Origin of the sequence: Raoultella sp. T31 (assembly GCF_002806725.1) — a bacterium.
Lineage (GTDB): Bacteria > Pseudomonadota > Gammaproteobacteria > Enterobacterales > Enterobacteriaceae > Klebsiella > Klebsiella electrica.
The window spans coordinates 103,087-121,177 of the sequence record NZ_PIBO01000001.1 but is presented as its reverse complement, the minus strand read 5'-3'; the positions used below and the strand labels follow the sequence as shown (position 1 = coordinate 121,177).

The 18,091-nt window shown below is 56.6% G+C and carries 19 protein-coding genes and 1 pseudogene; 10 read left to right on the top strand and 10 right to left on the bottom strand.

The annotated features are described in order from the left end of the window. Positions 1-4: 4 nt before the first annotated feature. On the bottom strand, positions 5-679 hold the full coding sequence (gene proQ / locus CWM52_RS00625; RefSeq protein WP_004863942.1) for an RNA chaperone ProQ: 675 nt from the start codon (positions 677-679) through the stop codon (positions 5-7). 81 nt (positions 680-760) lie between these two features. After that, positions 761-1,274 (bottom strand): annotated as a pseudogene (locus CWM52_RS00620) (GAF domain-containing protein). A 132-nt stretch (positions 1,275-1,406) separates the two neighbouring features. Between CWM52_RS00620 and yebS the strand changes: the two are divergent. From yebS to CWM52_RS00595, 5 genes are all read left to right on the top strand, one after another. Continuing rightward, positions 1,407-2,690: a membrane integrity lipid transport subunit YebS gene (gene yebS, locus CWM52_RS00615; protein ID WP_100682327.1), complete on the top strand. Its 1,284-nt coding sequence runs from the start codon at positions 1,407-1,409 to the stop codon at positions 2,688-2,690. Next, the gene (locus CWM52_RS00610) at positions 2,659-5,292 is read left to right on the top strand and encodes a PqiB family protein (RefSeq protein ID WP_100682326.1); all 2,634 of its coding nucleotides are present in this window, start codon (positions 2,659-2,661) and stop codon (positions 5,290-5,292) included. The genes yebS and CWM52_RS00610 overlap by 32 nt, the downstream gene beginning before the upstream one ends. A 74-nt stretch (positions 5,293-5,366) precedes the next feature. After that, positions 5,367-6,800, top strand: coding sequence for a 16S rRNA (cytosine(1407)-C(5))-methyltransferase RsmF (gene rsmF, locus CWM52_RS00605; RefSeq protein ID WP_100682325.1), 1,434 nt, complete (start codon positions 5,367-5,369; stop codon positions 6,798-6,800). Positions 6,801-6,914: 114 nt separating this feature from the next. After that, positions 6,915-7,154: a YebV family protein gene (locus CWM52_RS00600; RefSeq protein WP_100682324.1), complete on the top strand. Its 240-nt coding sequence runs from the start codon at positions 6,915-6,917 to the stop codon at positions 7,152-7,154. A gap of 92 nt (positions 7,155-7,246) precedes the next feature. Continuing rightward, positions 7,247-7,438, top strand: a complete 192-nt coding sequence (locus CWM52_RS00595) for a YebW family protein (protein WP_100682323.1) — start codon at positions 7,247-7,249, stop codon at positions 7,436-7,438. Here the strand turns inward: CWM52_RS00595 and pphA are convergent. Then, on the bottom strand, positions 7,435-8,088 hold the full coding sequence (gene pphA, locus CWM52_RS00590; protein WP_100682322.1) for a protein-serine/threonine phosphatase: 654 nt from the start codon (positions 8,086-8,088) through the stop codon (positions 7,435-7,437). The two genes, CWM52_RS00595 and pphA, sit on opposite strands and share 4 nt — an antisense overlap. Positions 8,089-8,231: 143 nt before the next feature. Between pphA and CWM52_RS00585 the strand changes: the two genes are divergently transcribed. Both CWM52_RS00585 and CWM52_RS26230 read left to right on the top strand, forming a co-directional pair. Then, positions 8,232-9,203, top strand: coding sequence for a VirK/YbjX family protein (locus tag CWM52_RS00585; RefSeq protein WP_206057662.1), 972 nt, complete (start codon positions 8,232-8,234; stop codon positions 9,201-9,203). A 121-nt stretch (positions 9,204-9,324) separates the two neighbouring features. After that, entirely contained in the window at positions 9,325-9,468 is a 144-nt protein-coding gene (locus CWM52_RS26230) for an Ecr family regulatory small membrane protein (RefSeq protein ID WP_141964342.1), read from the top strand. A 566-nt stretch (positions 9,469-10,034) separates the two neighbouring features. Here the strand turns inward: CWM52_RS26230 and CWM52_RS00580 are convergent. From CWM52_RS00580 to yobA, 3 genes are read right to left on the bottom strand one after another with little or no spacing between them, the layout of a single operon-like run. After that, positions 10,035-10,373, bottom strand: a complete 339-nt coding sequence (locus CWM52_RS00580) for a YebY family protein (RefSeq protein WP_165785326.1) — start codon at positions 10,371-10,373, stop codon at positions 10,035-10,037. 16 nt (positions 10,374-10,389) lie between these two features. Beyond that, entirely contained in the window at positions 10,390-11,259 is an 870-nt protein-coding gene (gene copD, locus CWM52_RS00575; protein WP_100682319.1) for a copper homeostasis membrane protein CopD, read from the bottom strand. A 3-nt stretch (positions 11,260-11,262) separates the two neighbouring features. Further along, a complete protein-coding gene (gene yobA, locus CWM52_RS00570; protein WP_100682318.1) occupies positions 11,263-11,637 on the bottom strand; it encodes a CopC domain-containing protein YobA in 375 nt (124 codons plus the stop codon). A 126-nt stretch (positions 11,638-11,763) separates the two neighbouring features. Between yobA and CWM52_RS00565 the strand changes: the two genes are divergently transcribed. Together CWM52_RS00565 and exoX are read left to right on the top strand one after the other, a co-directional pair. Beyond that, positions 11,764-11,994 carry a DNA polymerase III subunit theta gene (locus tag CWM52_RS00565; RefSeq protein WP_004863978.1) on the top strand — a complete coding sequence of 77 codons (231 nt, stop codon included), beginning with the start codon at positions 11,764-11,766 and terminating at the stop codon, positions 11,992-11,994. A 78-nt stretch (positions 11,995-12,072) separates the two neighbouring features. Further along, on the top strand, positions 12,073-12,732 hold the full coding sequence (exoX, locus tag CWM52_RS00560) for an exodeoxyribonuclease X (RefSeq protein WP_100682317.1): 660 nt from the start codon (positions 12,073-12,075) through the stop codon (positions 12,730-12,732). A 5-nt stretch (positions 12,733-12,737) separates the two neighbouring features. Here exoX and ptrB read toward each other — a convergent pair whose 3' ends face one another. From ptrB to CWM52_RS00545, 3 genes are all read right to left on the bottom strand, one after another. Continuing rightward, positions 12,738-14,798, bottom strand: a complete 2,061-nt coding sequence (gene ptrB, locus CWM52_RS00555; protein WP_100682316.1) for an oligopeptidase B — start codon at positions 14,796-14,798, stop codon at positions 12,738-12,740. A gap of 117 nt (positions 14,799-14,915) precedes the next feature. Beyond that, a complete protein-coding gene (locus CWM52_RS00550; protein WP_100682315.1) occupies positions 14,916-15,602 on the bottom strand; it encodes a tellurite resistance TerB family protein in 687 nt (228 codons plus the stop codon). 97 nt (positions 15,603-15,699) lie between these two features. Next, the gene (locus CWM52_RS00545) at positions 15,700-16,074 is read right to left on the bottom strand and encodes a YebG family protein (protein ID WP_100682314.1); all 375 of its coding nucleotides are present in this window, start codon (positions 16,072-16,074) and stop codon (positions 15,700-15,702) included. A 134-nt stretch (positions 16,075-16,208) separates the two neighbouring features. On the opposite strand from CWM52_RS00545, the gene purT reads away from it, so the two are divergent. Further along, on the top strand, positions 16,209-17,387 hold the full coding sequence (purT, locus tag CWM52_RS00540) for a formate-dependent phosphoribosylglycinamide formyltransferase (protein WP_100682313.1): 1,179 nt from the start codon (positions 16,209-16,211) through the stop codon (positions 17,385-17,387). Between the two features lie 61 nt (positions 17,388-17,448). On the opposite strand, the gene CWM52_RS00535 is transcribed toward purT, so the two are convergent. After that, positions 17,449-18,090: a bifunctional 4-hydroxy-2-oxoglutarate aldolase/2-dehydro-3-deoxy-phosphogluconate aldolase gene (locus tag CWM52_RS00535; protein ID WP_100682312.1), complete on the bottom strand. Its 642-nt coding sequence runs from the start codon at positions 18,088-18,090 to the stop codon at positions 17,449-17,451. Between the last annotated feature and the right edge of the window lies 1 nt (position 18,091).

Sequence of the window (18,091 nt, the reverse complement as noted above, 5' to 3'; positions counted from 1 at the left end):
CGTTTCAGAACACCAGGTGTTCTGCGCGTACAATCATTGACATACCAGAAGTCAGCTGTACACGAACGCCATCTTTGGTGATTTCCAGAACGGTGGCGTCCATGGCGTTGTTGCCTGCTTTCACCTTCAGAGCCTGGCCAACGCTTAACGCGGTCAGATCTGATACAGGGGTATGACGCTCTTCACGCGGTGCTTTCGCAACGGCTGGACGCGGCTTACGCTGTTCGGTGCCTTCTTTGCGACGAACCTGAGGACGCGGCTTGCGCTCACGACGAGCACCGTCTTCCTGCTGCCCCGCAGCCGCGGCGGCTTCGCGCTTTTTCGCCTGCTGGCTTGCGCGCTGCGCCTGAACGCGAGCTTTTGCTTCTTCGAGCTGCTGACGAGCGTGAGCAACATGCTGCTCTTCCAGTTCGCCGCACGGGTTGCCGTCAAGGTCAACGCGGACTGCGCCTGGCTTAACGCCGTACAGATAGCGCCAGCTCGAAGTATAAAGACGTAAAGCGGCACGAAGTTGGGTTTTGCTGAGATTCATCTCCCCCCCAACACGCTCCACGAGATCCTGAAAAATACCGACTTTCAGGGGGCGAGCTTCGCCTTCAGCGCTGAAGCACTGAGGGAAACGTTCGGCCAGAAACGCGATAACTTCTTTACTGCTATTCAACTTAGGTTGATTTTCCATGAAATTTCCTGATTACAACGGACGTAGCCAACAAGCCGCAGGCATGAACAGGCGTCATTATAATGACGCCATCGCTAAATGCTACGTTATCCGTTGATTATCCTGCGACGTGGGCGAATATTTTTTGATAGTCAGTCGCAGAAATGAGTTTTTCCAGATGCGCGACCAGTTCAGCCAGCCCCTGTTCATCCTCAGCGGTGAAGCGGGACGCGGCGGTGCTGTCGATATCCAGAACGCCAATAATCTGATTGTTAACCTGCAGCGGAAAGACGATTTCCGAATTGCTGGCGGCATCACATGCGATATGTCCCGCGAAGGCATGGACATCATCTACCCGCTGGACGCGATTTTGCGCCACGGCCGTGCCGCAAACGCCCCGCCCGACCGGAATCCGTACGCAGGCCAGTTTGCCCTGGAATGGTCCTAAAACCAGCGTCTCCCCTTCAAGCAGATAGAAACCTGCCCAGTTGACCTCGCTCAGACGCTCAAACAACAGCGCGCTGGTATTAGAGATCATGGCCAGAAAACTGGTTTCGCCTGCCATTAATGCCTGAAAATCACGGTTCAAGTCCGCGTAAAATTCTGTTTTGTTCATTATCCAGTCACTTAGTTGTCTTACTGCAAAATACGCATTGCCTAATAAAATAAGCATTAAATGCGTTCAGGCTCAAGATGAATTCATTCCTGGGTTAATATAGTGAGATACATTCATACCTGTACGTAATAAATGCCACTAAAAACACAACCGATAACACCGGCAAAAAAGATGGTCGTGCATGCGATAAGCAGTTCGCTGCCGCAGGCGCATTATCACCGCTGTCCGCAGTGTGACGTTCTTTTTCGTTTGCCGGTGCTGAAGCGTCATCAAAGCGCCTGGTGCCCCCGCTGCAATGCGAAAGTGCGCGATGGCCGTGACTGGTCTCTGACGCGGCTGGGCTGTATGGCCATTACCATGATACTCCTGATGCCCTTCGCCTGGACCGAGCCGCTGTTGCGTCTGCATCTGCTCGGCGTACGTATCGATGCCAACGTGATTCAGGGGATCTGGCAAATGACCGGTCAGGGCGATCCGCTCACTGCCGCGATGGTGCTGTTTTGCGCGATTGGCGCGCCGGCGCTGCTGGTCATCTCTATCTCCTATCTCTGGCTGGGAAACGTTCTGGGCATGAATTTACGCCCGGTGCTGCTGATGCTGGAGAAGCTCAAAGAGTGGGTGATGCTGGATATCTATCTGGTCGGTATTGGCGTGGCCTCTATCAAAGTGCAGGATTACGCCTTCCTGCAACCGGGCGTCGGGCTTGTGGCCTTTATCTCGCTCACCCTGCTGAGCATTCTGACTATCATTCATATGAACGTCGAAGAGTTGTGGGAGCGATTTTATCCCCAGCGACCCGCGTTTCGGGCCGACCCGGCGCTACAGGTTTGCACCGGCTGCCATTACACCGGCTTTCGCGATCCCCGCGGACGCTGCCGACGCTGCCATACGCCGCTCCACCATCGACGGCCGCAAAGCCTGCAGCGGAGCTGGGCCGGGCTGATTGCTTCGATGGTCTTCCTGCTGCCCGCTAACCTGCTGCCGATCTCAATTATTTACGTCAACGGCGCGCGCCAGGATGACACGATTCTGTCGGGGATCATGTCGTTGGCCAATAGCAATGTGGCGATTGCCGGCGTGGTGTTTATCGCCAGTATCCTGGTGCCATTTACCAAAGTTATTGTGTTGTTTACGCTGTTAGTCAGCATACAATTCAAGTGCGAACAGGGGTTGCGTACCCGCATCATCCTGCTGCGGCTGATTACCTGGATCGGCCGTTGGTCCATGTTGGATCTTTTTGTTATCTCATTAACCATGTCACTGATTAATCGCGACCAACTCCTCGCTTTCACGATGGGGCCTGCTGCGGTATATTTCGGCGCCGCGGTAATATTAACTATCCTTGCTGTTGAATGGCTGGACAGCCGCTTACTTTGGGACGCACATGAGTCAGGAAACGCCCGCTTCACAGACTGAAGCCAGAATTAAAACCAAACGTCGCATCTCGCCATTCTGGCTGCTGCCGGTAATAGCCCTGTTGATCGCCATCTGGCTGATCTGGACCAGCTATAACGATCGCGGAACGACCATCACCATCGACTTCCAGTCGGCCAACGGGATTGTCCCGGGGCGCACGCCTATCCGCTACCAGGGGGTCGAGGTGGGCACCGTCGAGAATATCTCGCTGAGCAAAGATCTGAGCAAAATTGAAGTCTCTGCCAGCGTGAAAGGCGATATGAAAGAGGCTCTGCGCAAGGATACCCAGTTCTGGCTGGTTACGCCGAAAGCCTCGCTGGCCGGGGTATCCGGACTTGATGCGCTGGTTGGCGGCAACTATATCGGTATGATGCCCGGCCAGGGCGACCCGGAGGACCATTTCGTCGCCCTCGATACCCAGCCGAAATACCATATCAACAACGGCGAGCTGATGATTCATCTGCAGGCGCCGGACCTCGGTTCGCTCACCAGCGGTTCGCTGGTCTACTTCCGCAAGATTCCGGTGGGCCGGGTTTACGATTTTGCGCTCAATGATAACAACCAGGGCGTCACTATCGATGTGCTGATCGAACGCCGCTTTACGAACCTGGTGAAAAAAGGCAGCCGCTTCTGGAATGTGTCAGGCGTTAAGGCCGATGTCGGCCTCAGCGGCGCGAAGGTCCAGCTCGAAAGCCTGTCCGCGCTGGTTAACGGCGCCATTGCCTTTGACTCTCCTGCCGATTCCCAGGCCGCGCAACAAAACGATGAGTTTGGTCTGTACGAAGATTTGGCTCACAGCCAGCGCGGGGTCCTGGTCACTCTCGAGTTGCCTGACGGCGAAGGCCTGAAAGCTGGCTCCACTCCGCTCATGTATCAGGGGCTGGAAGTCGGGCAACTGACCAAACTCAACCTTAATCCCGGCAGTAAAGTGACCGGTGAGATGACGGTTGATCCAAGCGTTGTCACCCTGCTCAGGGAGAAGACGCTTATCCAGATGAAAAAGCCGAAAATCTCGCTGGATAACCCCAGTCTCAGCGCCCTGCTGACCGGGAATACCTTCGAACTGGTGCCCGGAGAGGGAGAGACGCGGAATCACTTTGTGGTGCTTCCGGCCGATAAATCCCTGCTCGAAGAACCGGATGTGGCTACCCTCACGCTCACGGCGGCGGAGAGTTACGGTATTGATGCCGGGCAGCCGCTGGTGCTGCACGGTGTGAAAGTAGGCCAGGTTCTGGAGCGCAAGCTGACCGCTAAAGGCGTCACGTTCCAGGTGGCCATTACCCCTGAGTATCGCGACCTGGTGCGCGGCGACAGTAAATTTGTCGTTAACAGCCGCTTTGATGTGAAGGTGGGTTTTGATGGCATTAAAGTGCTGGGCGCCAGCGCCAGCGAGTGGGTCGAAGGCGGTATTCGCATTATCCCTGGCGAGAAAGGGGCCATCCAGGCCAGCTATCCGCTGTATGCCAATATGGAGAAGGCGGAAGAAAACAGCCTCAGCGAAGTGCCCACCACCACCCTCAGCCTGACGGCTGAAACCCTGCCGGATGTGCAGGAAGGCTCGGTGGTGCTGTACCGTAAGTTTGCCGTCGGCGAGATCATTTCGGTTAAACCCCGCCGCAATGCCTTTGATATCGATCTGCATATCAAGCCGGAATATCGCCATCTGTTGACCAACAATAGCGTCTTCTGGGCCGAGGGGGGCGCCAAAGTCCAGCTCGATGGCAATGGTCTGACGGTGCAGGCATCACCGCTGTCGCGGGCCCTGAAAGGCGCGATTAGCTTCGACGATCTCAGCGGTAGCAGCGCCGGCGCGCGAATGGGCAACAAACGCATTCTCTACGCTTCCGAAACCGCCGCGCGGGCGGTCGGTGGCCAGATTACGCTGCATGCCTTTGATGCAGGTAAAATTTCCGCAGGAATGCCGATTCGCTATCTGGGCATTAATATCGGCCAGATCCAGTCCCTGAATTTGATTACCGCGAAAAACGAAGTTCAGGCGAAAGCGGTTCTCTATCCGGAGTACGTCGACACCTTCACCCGCGGCGGGACCCGCTTCTCGGTGATCACCCCACAGATTTCTGCGGCGGGCGTCGAACACCTGGATACCATTTTCCAGCCCTATATCAATGTTGAACCCGGTCGCGGCACGCCACGCCGTGATTTCGAAATTCAGGAAACGACCATTAGCGACTCCCGCTATATTGACGGTCTGAGCATCGTGGTTGAAGTGCCGGAAGCCGGGTCGCTGGATATCGGGACGCCGGTACTGTTCCGCGGACTGGAAGTCGGTACGGTCACCGGGCTGACGCTGGGCTCGATGTCGGATCGCGTGATGGTCAAATTGCGGATCAGCAAACGCTATCAGTATCTGGTGCGTAACAATTCGGTCTTCTGGCTCTCTTCCGGCTATAACCTCGACTTTGGCCTGATTGGCGGCGTCGTGAAAACCGGGACCTTTAACCAGTTCATTCGCGGCGGCATCTCCTTCGCCACCCCGCCGGGCACGCCGCTGGCACCGAAGGCGCAGGATGGCAAACACTTCCTGCTGCTGGAAAACGAACCAAAAGAGTGGCGTGAATGGGGCACAGCCCTGCCACAGTAAGCAAAACGCTCCGGTGTCCCCCGCCGGAGCGTTTATGATAAACTGCGCACCCTTTTTTCTTGTGGTGCGCACCCGTGGCTCAAAACGCAGTCTATTTTCCTGACCAATTCCTTGCTCAAATGCGTGACGCGATGCCTACGCATCTCTCGTTCGAGGCGTTTATCGCCGCTTGTCAGCGCCCGTTGCGCCGCAGCCTGCGCGTGAATACGCTGAAAATTTCCGTCACCGACTTTGTGCAGCGGGTAGCGCCCTATGGCTGGCAGCTGACGCCGATCCCGTGGTGCGAAGAGGGCTTTTGGATCGAACGCGATGATGAGGACGCCCTGCCGCTGGGCAGCACCGCCGAACATCTCAGCGGCCTGTTTTATATTCAGGAAGCCAGTTCGATGCTGCCGGTTGCCGCGCTGTTTGCCGATGGCGACATGCCGCAGCGGGTCATGGATGTGGCCGCCGCGCCGGGCTCAAAAACCACGCAGATCGCCGCGCGCATGGGAAATGAAGGCGGGATCCTCGCCAATGAGTTTTCCGCCAGCCGGGTTAAAGTGCTGCATGCCAATATCAGCCGCTGCGGCATCAGCAACGTTGCCTTGACCCACTTCGATGGCCGGGTGTTTGGCGCCGCGCTGCCGGAGTGCTTTGATGCCATCCTGCTGGATGCGCCCTGCTCCGGCGAAGGGGTGGTGCGCAAAGACCCCGATGCGTTGAAAAACTGGTCGCCGGAGAGTAATCAGCAGATCGCCGAAACCCAGCGGGAGCTGATCGATAGCGCATTTCACGCGCTGCGCCCCGGCGGCACGCTGGTGTACTCAACCTGTACCCTCAACCGGGAAGAGAACGAAGAGGTCGTGCAGTGGCTGTTGGCACGCTATCCGCAGGCGGTCGAGGTGCTAAGGCTCGGCGCGCTGTTCCCGCAGGCGACGGATGCCTTAACCGCAGAGGGATTTCTCCACGTCTTTCCGCAGATTTTTGACTGCGAAGGCTTTTTTGTTGCCCGCCTCAAGAAAACCGCGGCGATCGAAGCGCTACCGGCACCGGGTTACAAAGTCGGAAAATTTCCTTTCTCAGCGCTTAAAAGCCGTGAGGCAGCAGCGATTTCCGCCGCTGCCGCCGCCATCGGACTGCGCTGGGATGACGGTCATACGCTGTGGCAGCGTGATAAAGAGATTTGGCTGTTCCCGAAAGCGCTGGAATCATTGATAGGCCAGGTCCGTTTTTCGCGGATTGGCATTCGCCTGGCGGAAACCCATAACAAAGGCTATCGCTGGCAGCACGAAGCGGTCATTGCGCTCGCCGCGCCGGACGCCCCTTTTGAACTGACGCCGGATGAAGCGCAAGAGTGGTATCGCGGCCGCGACATCTACCCGCAAACGCCGCCGCAGCAGGATGAAGTCATCGTCACGTTCCAGGGGGCGCCCCTGGGGCTGGCGAAAAAAGTCGGCTCCCGTTTGAAAAACAGCTATCCGCGAGAGCTGGTTCGCGACGGTAAACTTTTTGCCGGTAAGGCGTGATAGAGTGCAAAAAAACCGCATTTTTTTACTGGCGGTTTGTCCCCCGTTGTCTACGCTGAAAAATGTCGGCCCGACTGGTCGTACCACAAATCAGCGCAACAACGGGGTGAATTTATGCGTAAAACCAACATTCGAATCGGCGCATTTGAGATAGATGATGCCGAGCTGCACGGCGAACAGCAGGGAGAGCGAACGTTAAGTATTCCTTGCAAATCCGATCCGGACCTCTGCATGCAGCTGGATGGCTGGGATGCGGAAACCAGCGTCCCTGCCATTCTTGATGGCCAACATTCCGTCCTCTACCGTAAGCACTACGATCAACAATCCGATGCCTGGGTCATGCGCGTAGCCTGATTCAAAAAGAACCCGTCGCCTGAGACGGGTTATTTATTCCCGCCGTTTATGGGCTACCCTATACTGATAACAAACCCAAAGATGGGGCCACGATGTTCGCCTTAGTTTTGTTTATTTGTTATCTGGACGGTGGTTGCGAAGATATTGTCGTCGACGTTTACGATAATGAACAACGGTGCCTTGTCGCGATGGACGATCAGCGGATACGCCATGGCGGCTGTTTTCCGGTTGAGGATTTTATTGATAGTTTCTGGCAGCCTGCCCGCGAATACAGCGATTTTTAAACCGTTGATTGCAGCTGTACCAGAGTCAGCGTACCGCCGAATACCGCCCCCGTATCAATATAATGTTGATTATCGCTATCATAGCGTTGCTTCAACGGCGTGTGGCCAAACCAGAAGTGGTCCGCTCCGCCTATCGCGCCATGTCGACCAGCCAGATGATCCATCAGCCGTTGTCGGCTCCAGAGCACCTGTTGTTCGTCGACCGGCTGCTGCCAACGATAGGTCGCCGCCGGGTAATCGGCGTGGGCCACAATATGACGCTGCGATCCGGCGCTGAGTTCCACGATCAGCGGCAGCTGGCGACAGCTCCTGAGATGTTCGTCAATGTGTCGCCGTTCGCTGCGCGTGCTCTCCTGATACCAGTGGCCTCCGTTCATGGCCCATAGCGTCTGCACCCCGCTCTCCTGCGCATCCAGCGCCATCTGTTCATGATTACCGCGCACCGCACAGAACCAGCGGCAGTCGAGAAGCGCGAGACATTTCGCGCTTTGCGGCCCGCGATCGATCAAATCGCCCACGGAAACGAGAAGATCCTGGTAAGGGTCGAATTTTATATGCCGCAACTGGCTCATCAATAAGGCAAAGCAGCCGTGCAGATCGCCAATCAGCCAGATATTGCGCCAGGCCGAACCATCGATGTGTTGATACATATTTTGTCCTCCTGATGCAATTATAGTTAATTCGTTCCCCGGCTCTCCCGAAGATCCCCACCTCAATCAAATATAAACGAAACAGAAATATAGTCCGCCAGGATATTAATCTCACCTCACCGGGCCCTTAAAATAGAGGCTAAATAACAACGAGGTATTTTATCGTGACGGACAATAGCCTGCACTCCGCCTTCGCACAACAGACACGCACCCATCTTATTGCCGATCTGGTGATGGGCAGACTTATTCCCGCTCCGATTTGGCAAAAGCGTAATTACCGGCTTAAATTTTTATTGCGTACGGCCTTATTTTATACGCCAACGCGCGCGATGCTGGATAATCTTTCCGGGCGTCCTGACTTTAATCAGTTACTTGCCGCACAGGTTACCCTGCCGGGTAAAGTTCACCGCCAGTATCTGAGACGTGGGTTAAACGCCAGCCAGCGCGCCCAGGCGATTATCAGTCACTATCAGTTCATCGACTCACTGTCAGGCACGAAGCTGGCTGCCGCGATGACCGCCGCCAACGAGACGACCCTGCTGGAATTACAGGGCAAAGATGAAGCCCGCTTCACTCTCTCCGCCTCCTCCGCAGGTAAAGCCGAGCGCGAAGGCGAAACCACATTGTGGCTGCACGACGGCAACCAGACGCTGCTGGCCAGCGCCACGTTCAGCGTCGTGCGCCAGCAGGAGCAATGGCAGCTGGTTATCGGCGGACTGCAGGGGCCGCGACGCGATGTGCCGCACGAAGTCATCAAACTCGCCACCCGCGCCTGCTATGGTCTGTTTCCTAAACGCCTGCTGCTCGAATTTATCTGGGCGCTGGCCGCAAGAAGTCACATTCAGGCCATTTATGGCGTCAGCGATAACGGTCACGTTTTCCGCGCGCTGCGCTATCGTCTCAGCAAGGGGCGCCATTTCCACGCCAGCTATGATGAGTTCTGGCAGTCTATTGATGGCGTAGCCGATGGCGCCTGGCGCTGGCGCTTACCGTTACAGATGGAAAGAAAATCACTGGAAGAGATAGCCAGTAAAAAGCGGGCAGAATACCGCCGCCGTTTTCAGCTGCTGGACGAACTGACCGCGCAGGTCGCGCAGCTGACTCCCCAACTCTGACGGACTAACACCTGTTCATATCAAACAAACGCCGTTTTTAAATCACGGCGTTTGCATCTTATCCTGTGGTTTCGTTACTATCATACCTTCATCGTTTTCCTTTCGGGTAGTCATTGAAGTTATGAGTAAAAGTGAAATTGCCCTTCTGGTTATCGTGATAATAATTTTGCTCGCTGCGCTTTGGTTTATTTTCAGCGGTGAAGTTTGGGCCCTCGTCAGCTACCTTGAATCTCAGCTGTATCCGTCATTCACCGCCCCTGAATAATGCCTTGTTTTCATCACGCCACCTTCTTCACCCCGCCCTTTTATTTGCTATCAATAAGCAGCCAAATAGTTCGCCATAAAATCATATCCCGGCGTATATTCGGCGCCCGAATATCCCGCTCAGATGGCGGCCTGCTCTCCAAAAGCGCGGTGCGCCATCGCCTGAGGCTGACCCGTAATCCGGCTCAGATTTTCTGTAAAGAGAATGTGAAGGCGTTTTTTGTTGTGGTATAAGGGGAAAAGACCGTAACGCGAAATGCGGGATGATTTGCGGTCTTATTATGTAGCGATTTGATAAGTTTCAGATAAAAAGAGACCGAACACGATTCCTGTATTCGGTCCAGGGAAATGGCTCTTGGGAGAGAGCCGTGCGCTAAAAGTTGGCATTAATGCAGGCTAAGTCGCCTTGCCTTATAAGAATAGTTTACCGCGTCAGGTTTTCCAGTCCGCAACAAAAGTGGTCGAATAATTCCTGGCAAAATGGTCAGTGCCAACAAAAAACCGCCGCTTCCTGAGAGGAATGCTGGCGGTTTTTTATATGCTAATACAGTAAGATACGCGCGGGGATCAGCAAAGCTTCTGCGCGCGCTCAATAAATGGCGCCAGGCTCATTTTTTGTCCCGGATGTTGCGGATCGTCGACCTGGATCACAGAGATCGGCTGCGCGCTGGTTTTACCCGCCTTCACCTGCTGCTCAGCAACGTCATTCAACGGATACTGCACCAGCGTGCTGGGGTTAATGGCATACAGCGCATTCCCCGGGCGGCAGGTCAACATCACCTCCTCGCGATTGAACGCCCAATTATCCTTCCCCACTTCGAAGCGGCTAACGGTGATAATCTGCGGTGCCGCCAGCGCGACGCCGGAGCTTGCCAGTAACAACAGAGTTAAAAGAGTTTTTTTCATGATTTAGCCAGTTAATTCAGTAAGGTTCCCAGGTTGCAAACAGGCTGACGGCCAGCAGCGCCAATGCTCCAAGCGCCATTTCAACCTGCGTGGTGCGCAAAATGAGCGACTCCGCTCGCGTTCCGTTCACCGACATACGTGGCACCAGAACATACCTGTTCACCAGCGCAATTGCTACCATCCCTGCGACCAGGGCACATTTGATCAATAACATCTCTCCCCACGGCGAATCACGGAATAATCCACCCTGGATAAGCAATGCACTCACCACGCCGCTGGCGATCGCGCCGGCGACCGCCAGATGCCCGTAGCGAGAAAAGCGCATCATGGTGCCGATAGCGGCTTGCCGCCAGCGCCCGTGCGCCAGGCGCAGGCAGTAGATGAACGGCAGCAGCCCGCCAAACCAGCCGGCGACGCAGAACAGATGCACAGCGTGGTTAGTCCGCTGCACCGCGCCGCGCACGCCCTCGCTCATGACCGCATGGCCCACGCCCGCCATCAGCAAGATCTGCGCGCACAGCAGTACCAGCAGTAAACGCGCCGGACGACGCGGTTTGAGCCACGCGATCGCCAGCGCAACCCACGCCAGCAGGATCTGCCAGACCCAGACGCTGCCAAAGCGGGTGCCCGCGACGGCTTGCCAGATAGCCGGTTGCCAGAGGTCCGGCCAACCGTTACCCATCAGGCCGCCTTGCACCATCAGCATCAGCAGCGCAGAGAGTGCGCTGAGCAGCAAAAGATGCCGCAGTAGCGGGAAGAAGCGCTGCATCAGCAATCGCCGCAAGGCCGGCGGCGCCCACCACGCGCCGTACAGCACGCAGCCAAACGCCACCATCAGCGAGAGAAAGTGGACGAAGCGCAGAGCGATATAGATTCCCGTGAGCATGGGTTATTTCACGGTAAAGTGGTATTGCCCTTTGGTTTTATGGCCATCAACAGAGACCACGTGCCAGTCAACGGTATACTCCCCCGCGGACAGCGACTGCGTCAGCGGAACAATCAGTTGCGCTTTATTGCTGTCGCTGCGCGCCAGCTTGCCGGTCGCAATAGCGTTCTGCTGCGGACCGGTCAGGGTCACTGCGCTAAAGGCGGTTTCAATACCTTCAGAAAAGCTCAGGGTCAGCGATGTGGGAGAAGCGGCGACAGTAGAATCCGCGGCCGGCGTTTGCTGTTGAAGATGCGCATGGGCAAAGGCCGCAGCGCTGACCAGGAAACCGGCGACAAAAACGGAGGCGCGCAGCGCGCGCCCGGCGATGGTACGCATAATCGTCATTCCTTTTCGTTATGTATGTAGCACAGAGAATAACCCTGTATAATGGCGTAGTCGAGCGATGCGTCCCGGTCCGACGTCGCGCCCGATCGGTTTTCGGCATCATGAAGGAGAAACCAAATGGAAAAAAATCTGGCCAAAATTTCGCAGGACGAGATGGACAAAGTGAACGTCGACCTTGCCGCAGCCGGTGTCGCCTTTAAAGAGCGTTACAATATGCCCGTGGTCGCCGATTTAGTGGAGCGGGAGCAGCCGTCACATCTGCGCGACTGGTTCCGTGAACGTCTGATCGCCCATCGCCTGGCGTCCGTTTCGCTGTCGCGCCTGCCCTATGAACCCAAAGCGAAATAATTCCTGTCCCCTACGGACGTCCCGGTTGGCAAGCGCTGCGCATTCCATTACGCTGGTTTCTTTGGGCCGGAGTGAGCCATGCTACGCGTAATCGATACGGAAACCTGCGGACTGCAGGGAGGCATTGTTGAAATCGCCTCTGTTGATATTGTCGATGGTCAGATAACCAACCCCATGAGCCATCTGGTTCGTCCCGACCGGCCTATCAGCCCCCAGGCTATGGCGATTCACCGGATCACCGAAGAGATGGTCGCCGATAAACCGTGGATTGAAGAGGTGCTGCCGCATTACATCGGCAGTCGGTGGTATGTCGCCCACAACGCCAGCTTCGACCGCCGGGTGTTACCGGAAATGCACGGAGAGTGGATCTGCACCATGAAGCTGGCCCGTCGCCTGTGGCCCGGGATTAAATACAGCAATATGGGGCTGTATAAATCGCGTAAGCTGAGTGTCGCAACGCCTGCGGGGCTGCATCAACACCGCGCGCTGTACGACTGCTATATCACCGCCGCGCTGCTTCTCGATATTATCAACGTTTCCGGCTGGCAGCCTGAGGAGATGGCGACCATTACCGGTCGCCCGTCGCTGTTAACCACCTTTACCTTCGGTAAATATCGCGGCAAGGCGGTGGCCGAAATCGCAGAAAACGACCCAGGCTATTTACGCTGGCTGTTCAATAACCTGGATCGGATGAGCCCCGAGCTGCGCTTGACCCTCAAGCACTATCTCGGGGAGTAGCGACGCTAAACGTCCGCCTGGCCGGGTAACGTCCCCTGCGCCAGGCCAATCAAAAAGGCAAACTCCAGCGCCACCCCTTCATAGCTTTTAAAGCGCCCCGACTTCCCGCCGTGCCCTGAATCCATATCGGTGCACAGCAGTAGCAGGTTATCGTCCGTTTTCAGCTCGCGCAGCTTCGCCACCCATTTTGCCGGTTCCCAGTATTGCACCTGGGAATCGTGCAGACCGGTGGTAACCAGCAGGTGGGGATAGGCCTGCGCCGTGACGCCATCGTAAGGACTGTAGCTCTTCATATAGCGATAGTACTCTTCGTCCTGCGGATTTCCCCACTCCTCAAATTCCCCGGTCGTCAGCGGAATAGACTCGTCGAGCATGGTGGTCAGAACATCGACAAATGGAACCTGAGCGACCACCCCGTGAAACAGCTCCGGCCGCTCATTGATGGCGACGCCCATTAACATCCCGCCCGCGCTGCCGCCCATGCCGTAGCACAGGCGAGGATTGCCATACCCCTGCGCCAGCAGCGCATCGCAGACATCGAGATAATCGTTAAAGGTATTTTTCTTACACAGGAACTTGCCGTCTTCGTACCACTGCTGCCCTAATTCACCGCCGCCGCGAACGTGGGCAATCGCAAACACAAAACCACGATCGAGCAGGCTCAAGCGGCTGGCGCTGAAATCAGCATCTTCACTGGCACCATACGACCCGTAGGCATAGACCAGCAACGGGCTGACGCCCTTGCGGAAATGTTCACGCCGATAAACCAGCGAAACAGGAACCTCCACGCCATCCCGGGCCTTAATCCACAGATGTTCACTGCGATAATGGCTGGCCTCAAACCCTTTGACTTCCTGCTGTTTCAGTACCCGCCGCTCACCGGTATCCATATCCAGCTCAAACAGCGTATCCGGCGTGGTCATGGATGAGTATCCGTAGCGCAAGCGGGAAGTTTCCGGCTCCGGATTATAGGCAAGCCAGGTCACGTAGGCCGGGTCATCAAAGGCGATCCCAACCCCTTCCCGGGTCTTGCGGTTGATCTGACGCAGGCTGGTTAACCCGCGCTGGCGCTCCTCGACCACCAACCAGTCGGTAAACAGGGTGAATCCCTCGAGCATCACCTCCTGGCGCGGGGCAATCAGCGTCTCCCACTGCTGTTCGTCGCGTTCATGGGTACGATAGAGACCGAAGTTTTTCCCCTCGCGGTTGGAGCGAAGATAAAAGGCATGCTGATAATGATCGAGACTGTACTCGTGATCTTTACGTCGCGGCAGGAAACACACCGGTTCCGCATCCGGCATTTCGGTATTCAGCAGCCGTACTTCGCTGGTGGTCGCGCTGGCAAGATAGATCACGGCGAATTGCCGGGAGGTGGTGGTATGGAGGCTGACGTAGAAGGTTTCATCCGTCTCCTCGTAGACCAGCACGTCGGAAAGCGGCGACGCGCCCACGGTGTGCCGCCAGACCTGATAAGGCAGCAGCGTAGTCGGGTGCTTGCGGACATACCACAGCGTCTGCGAATCATTGCTCCAGGCAAATTCCGGCGAAACGTTTTCCAGCACTTCAGGGTACCATTCGCCATTTTGCAGATTGCACAAGCGCAGGCTATATTGCCTTCGGGAGAGATAATCCTCCGCCAGCGCCATCAGCGTGTTATCCGGCGAAATGCCCAGCCCGCCGAGAGTATAGAATTCGCTCTGCGCCGCGCGCTGATTGCTATCGAGCAGCACCTCCCATTCATCCCACTCCTCTTTCAGCACCGACTGGCGCTGATAGATAGCGTATTCACAGCCCGGCTCATACACCTGACGATAGCGGTAGCCATTTTTGCTGTAGGGCGCGGAGACTTCGCGCGGCGGGATACGGTCAATAATCTCTTTTAGCACCCGCTCCTGCAGGCTACGCTGAGTGGACATGACCTGCTGTCCGTACTCATTTTCCTCGCGAAGATAATCCAGCACTTCCGGCCGCGAACGTTCGTCGTCGCGCAGCCAGAAATAATTATCGATACGGGTATCGCCATGAAGGGTCATGGCGTGGGGGATTCGTTTTGCTTTTGGTGGCATCTTTTGGTCTTCTGCATCCTGTATTTCATACACAAAATCATTCAAGAAGCGGCTTGAAGGATGGCGTGTCTATAAGGGTGGCAAAAGTGGCCCGCGTTGCAAGCAAAACCTGCTGATTTAGGGAGAAAGCGTCTGTTTTTGCGCCTGGATATCCCGTTCGATGTCGGCACGCACTGGCGGCGGCAGCCCTAAAGCCTCACCGAGGGCATTGAGATAGCTGCGCTCCATAAAATGGTCGATATCAATCGCCGCGCAGCTGATGTAATAGATTTCCAGCGCCTCTTGCTCGCTGTTGAGGCCCTGTGCCAGGCGCTGCGGGTCAAGCGGCTGCGCCAGGGCATGATCGATCAATACACGCCCCTGCACGGCAATATCGGCGGCGCGCAGTTGCTCTTCGATGTTTGCCCGTTCGCTGTCATCGATGTGCCCGTCGCTTTTAGCGGCGAACACCAGCGCCAGAATGAGTCGTTCACTACGCGCATCGAGCCCGGAGGCTGGCGAGGTTGACGACCCGCCAGGCTGTGCAGCGGAAGCGGTAGATTGCGCCGGCGAATGTTCCCGCATTTTCTGCTGATACTTGTTCCACAGCACGCTCCCCGCCACCGCGCCGCCGCCAACCAGCAGTGCGCTGGAGCCATATTTGGCCAGCAGCTTGCGCGATGATTTACTCGCCACCAGCAGCCCCGCCAGCCCGCCCAGCGCCCCGGGCAGAAGGAAGCTTTTACCATCCGGCCGCTCGCCTGATGAGGAAGACGGTCCCTGCTGACCCAGCAGGGACTGGAGTTGATTAAGCCAGTTAGCCATGATTTCCCTCGTTGCTTATTACGCGATGTCATCAGCCTAAACGACGAGATGTCAGGAAATGTTATGAGCAACTAAAGATGCGCAAATTCGGCCGCACTCAGGCGGCCTTCGCCTTGCGCAATTTTGCGGGCGCGGGTACCGCGGGTTGTTCGCTCGTCCCTTCCGCTGCGGCCTCTGAGGCTTCGGCCGCGGCGCTCTCATCCTGGGAAACCTGCCCGCCCGTAGCATCTTCCGCTTCCGGGAGCTTTCCCGATCTCAGGATGTGGTTCAATGTCTCTTTGCGTTCCGCCAGCCACATTGCCATTTCATCGCGCTGGGTTTCGTCCAGCGTCAGCGGGCACGCTACCAGCCAGTCGTTGAGGACGTCGGCAAGATCGAGCATTTTGTCGTAAGCATCGGCCTCTTTTTTGCTGGTAAACGACATTTTTTCCTCACCTTCGCGGATCACCACATATTTAATTTCAACCGCCATTGTGCAGCCTCTTATACTGTATTTTTATACAGTATAGCAAATTTTCACCGGCGACTCAACCAACAGCCGTAAAGACAGACGCAAACGTTTTCGTTTATAATGCGACGCATGTTTTTTTACTGTGGAAAAGAGTCATGACGTTATTAGGCACAGCGCTGCGTCCGGCAGCGACGCGAGTGATGTTGTTAGGTTCCGGCGAACTGGGTAAAGAAGTCGCTATTGAGTGCCAACGGCTGGGTATTGAGACTATCGCGGTCGACCGCTATCCCGACGCGCCGGCCATGCAGGTGGCGCACCGTTCGCACGTCATCAACATGTTGCACGGTGAAACGCTGCGCGCGCTGATTGCGCAAGAAAAGCCCGATTTTATCGTGCCGGAAATTGAAGCCATCGCCACGGATATGCTGGTGGAGCTGGAGCAGGCCGGACAGAAAGTCGTCCCCACCGCTCGTGCGGCGAAACTGACCATGAATCGCGAAGGTATTCGCCGTCTGGCCGCAGAAGAGCTGCAGCTTCCCACCTCGGCATACCGCTTTGCCGACAGCGAAGCGACCTTTCGCGAAGCCGTCGCGGAGATTGGCCTGCCCTGTATCGTGAAGCCGGTCATGAGCTCTTCGGGTAAAGGCCAGAGCTTTATTCGTCACTCTGATCAGTTGGCAGAGGCCTGGCGCTACGCGCAACAAGGCGGTCGCGCTGGCGCCGGTCGGGTTATCGTCGAGGGAGTGGTCAATTTCGATTTTGAAATAACCCTGCTTACCGTCAGCGCGGTCGACGGCGTCCATTTCTGCGCGCCGGTCGGCCATCGCCAGGAGGATGGCGATTACCGCGAATCCTGGCAGCCACAGCAGATGAGCGAGCAGGCGCTGACCCGCGCGCAGGAGATTGCCAGCAAAGTCGTACTGGCGCTCGGCGGCTACGGTCTGTTTGGCGTGGAGCTGTTCGTCTGCGGCGATGAGGTTATCTTCAGTGAAGTCTCCCCTCGCCCGCACGACACCGGGATGGTAACGCTGATTTCCCAGGACCTCTCGGAATTTGCCCTGCACGTTCGTGCTTTCCTCGGCCTGCCGGTTGGCGCGATTCGCCAGTATGGCCCGGCGGCCTCCGCGGTCATTCTGCCGCAGCTCACCAGCCAGAACGTCACCTTTAGCAATCTTCAGGGCGCGGTAGGCGCGGGACTCCAGCTGCGTCTGTTCGGTAAACCGGAGATTGACGGTTCTCGTCGGCTGGGCGTCACGCTGGCCGTCGCCGATAGCGTCGATGAGGCGGTGGCGCGCGCGAAAGCCGCCGCGTCGGCCGTGCTGGTTCAGGGATAAAAAAACCCGGTCGCGTCAACGCGATCGGGTCTGGACTTCGCGATTGTTCAGGGCGTGAAAATTACTTCGCGCCTTCAACCGCTTCGCGAGCAATTTTGGTAATACGCGCGTAATCGCCGGCTTCCAGCGCATCCGCCGGAACCAGCCAGGAACCGCCGATGCACAGCACGCTGTTCAGCGCCAGATAGTCGCGGTAGTTCGCCGGAGAGATCCCGCCAGTCGGGCAGAAACGGATATGCGCGAACGGACCGCCAATCGCCTGCAGCGCTTTTACGCCGCCGTTAGCTTCTGCCGGGAAGAATTTGAACTCTTTCAGGCCATACTGCATGCCCAGCATCAGTTCGGAGACGGTGCTGATCCCCGGGATCAGCGGGATGGTCCCTTCTTCAGTCGCCGCTTTCAGCAGGGATTCGGTCAGACCCGGGCTGATAGCAAACTGCGCGCCAGCCTCGGTGACCGCTTTCAGCTGCTCTACGTTTGTGACGGTACCTGCGCCGACAATCGCCTCCGGCACTTCTTTCGCAATCGCGCGGATCGCATCAAGCGCGCATGCGGTACGCAGCGTGACTTCCAGTACGCGTACGCCGCCGGCAACCAGCGCTTTGGCCATCGGCACAGCGTGTTCCAGCTTTTTCACCACGATCACCGGGACAACCGGGCCGTTGGTGAGGATTGCTTCTGCAGTTGTTTTCCAGTTTTTCATC

What these genes read in the sequence shown, in the direction of transcription:
- exoX (WP_100682317.1), top strand. Translation starts at nt 12,073, where the DNA reads ATGCTACGCGTAATCGATACGGAAACCTGCGGACTGCAGGGAGGCATT.
- proQ (WP_004863942.1), bottom strand. Translation starts at nt 679, where the DNA reads ATGGAAAATCAACCTAAGTTGAATAGCAGTAAAGAAGTTATCGCGTTT.
- CWM52_RS00580 (WP_165785326.1), bottom strand. Translation starts at nt 10,373, where the DNA reads ATGAAAAAAACTCTTTTAACTCTGTTGTTACTGGCAAGCTCCGGCGTC.
- CWM52_RS00545 (WP_100682314.1), bottom strand. Translation starts at nt 16,074, where the DNA reads ATGGCGGTTGAAATTAAATATGTGGTGATCCGCGAAGGTGAGGAAAAA.
- purT (WP_100682313.1), top strand. Translation starts at nt 16,209, where the DNA reads ATGACGTTATTAGGCACAGCGCTGCGTCCGGCAGCGACGCGAGTGATG.
- pphA (WP_100682322.1), bottom strand. Translation starts at nt 8,088, where the DNA reads ATGTATCAACACATCGATGGTTCGGCCTGGCGCAATATCTGGCTGATT.
- yobA (WP_100682318.1), bottom strand. Translation starts at nt 11,637, where the DNA reads ATGCGTACCATCGCCGGGCGCGCGCTGCGCGCCTCCGTTTTTGTCGCC.
- CWM52_RS00595 (WP_100682323.1), top strand. Translation starts at nt 7,247, where the DNA reads ATGTTCGCCTTAGTTTTGTTTATTTGTTATCTGGACGGTGGTTGCGAA.
- CWM52_RS00600 (WP_100682324.1), top strand. Translation starts at nt 6,915, where the DNA reads ATGCGTAAAACCAACATTCGAATCGGCGCATTTGAGATAGATGATGCC.
- CWM52_RS00565 (WP_004863978.1), top strand. Translation starts at nt 11,764, where the DNA reads ATGGAAAAAAATCTGGCCAAAATTTCGCAGGACGAGATGGACAAAGTG.
- CWM52_RS00550 (WP_100682315.1), bottom strand. Translation starts at nt 15,602, where the DNA reads ATGGCTAACTGGCTTAATCAACTCCAGTCCCTGCTGGGTCAGCAGGGA.
- CWM52_RS00610 (WP_100682326.1), top strand. Translation starts at nt 2,659, where the DNA reads ATGAGTCAGGAAACGCCCGCTTCACAGACTGAAGCCAGAATTAAAACC.
- yebS (WP_100682327.1), top strand. Translation starts at nt 1,407, where the DNA reads ATGCCACTAAAAACACAACCGATAACACCGGCAAAAAAGATGGTCGTG.
- CWM52_RS26230 (WP_141964342.1), top strand. Translation starts at nt 9,325, where the DNA reads ATGAGTAAAAGTGAAATTGCCCTTCTGGTTATCGTGATAATAATTTTG.
- ptrB (WP_100682316.1), bottom strand. Translation starts at nt 14,798, where the DNA reads ATGCCACCAAAAGCAAAACGAATCCCCCACGCCATGACCCTTCATGGC.
- copD (WP_100682319.1), bottom strand. Translation starts at nt 11,259, where the DNA reads ATGCTCACGGGAATCTATATCGCTCTGCGCTTCGTCCACTTTCTCTCG.
- CWM52_RS00535 (WP_100682312.1), bottom strand. Translation starts at nt 18,090, where the DNA reads ATGAAAAACTGGAAAACAACTGCAGAAGCAATCCTCACCAACGGCCCG.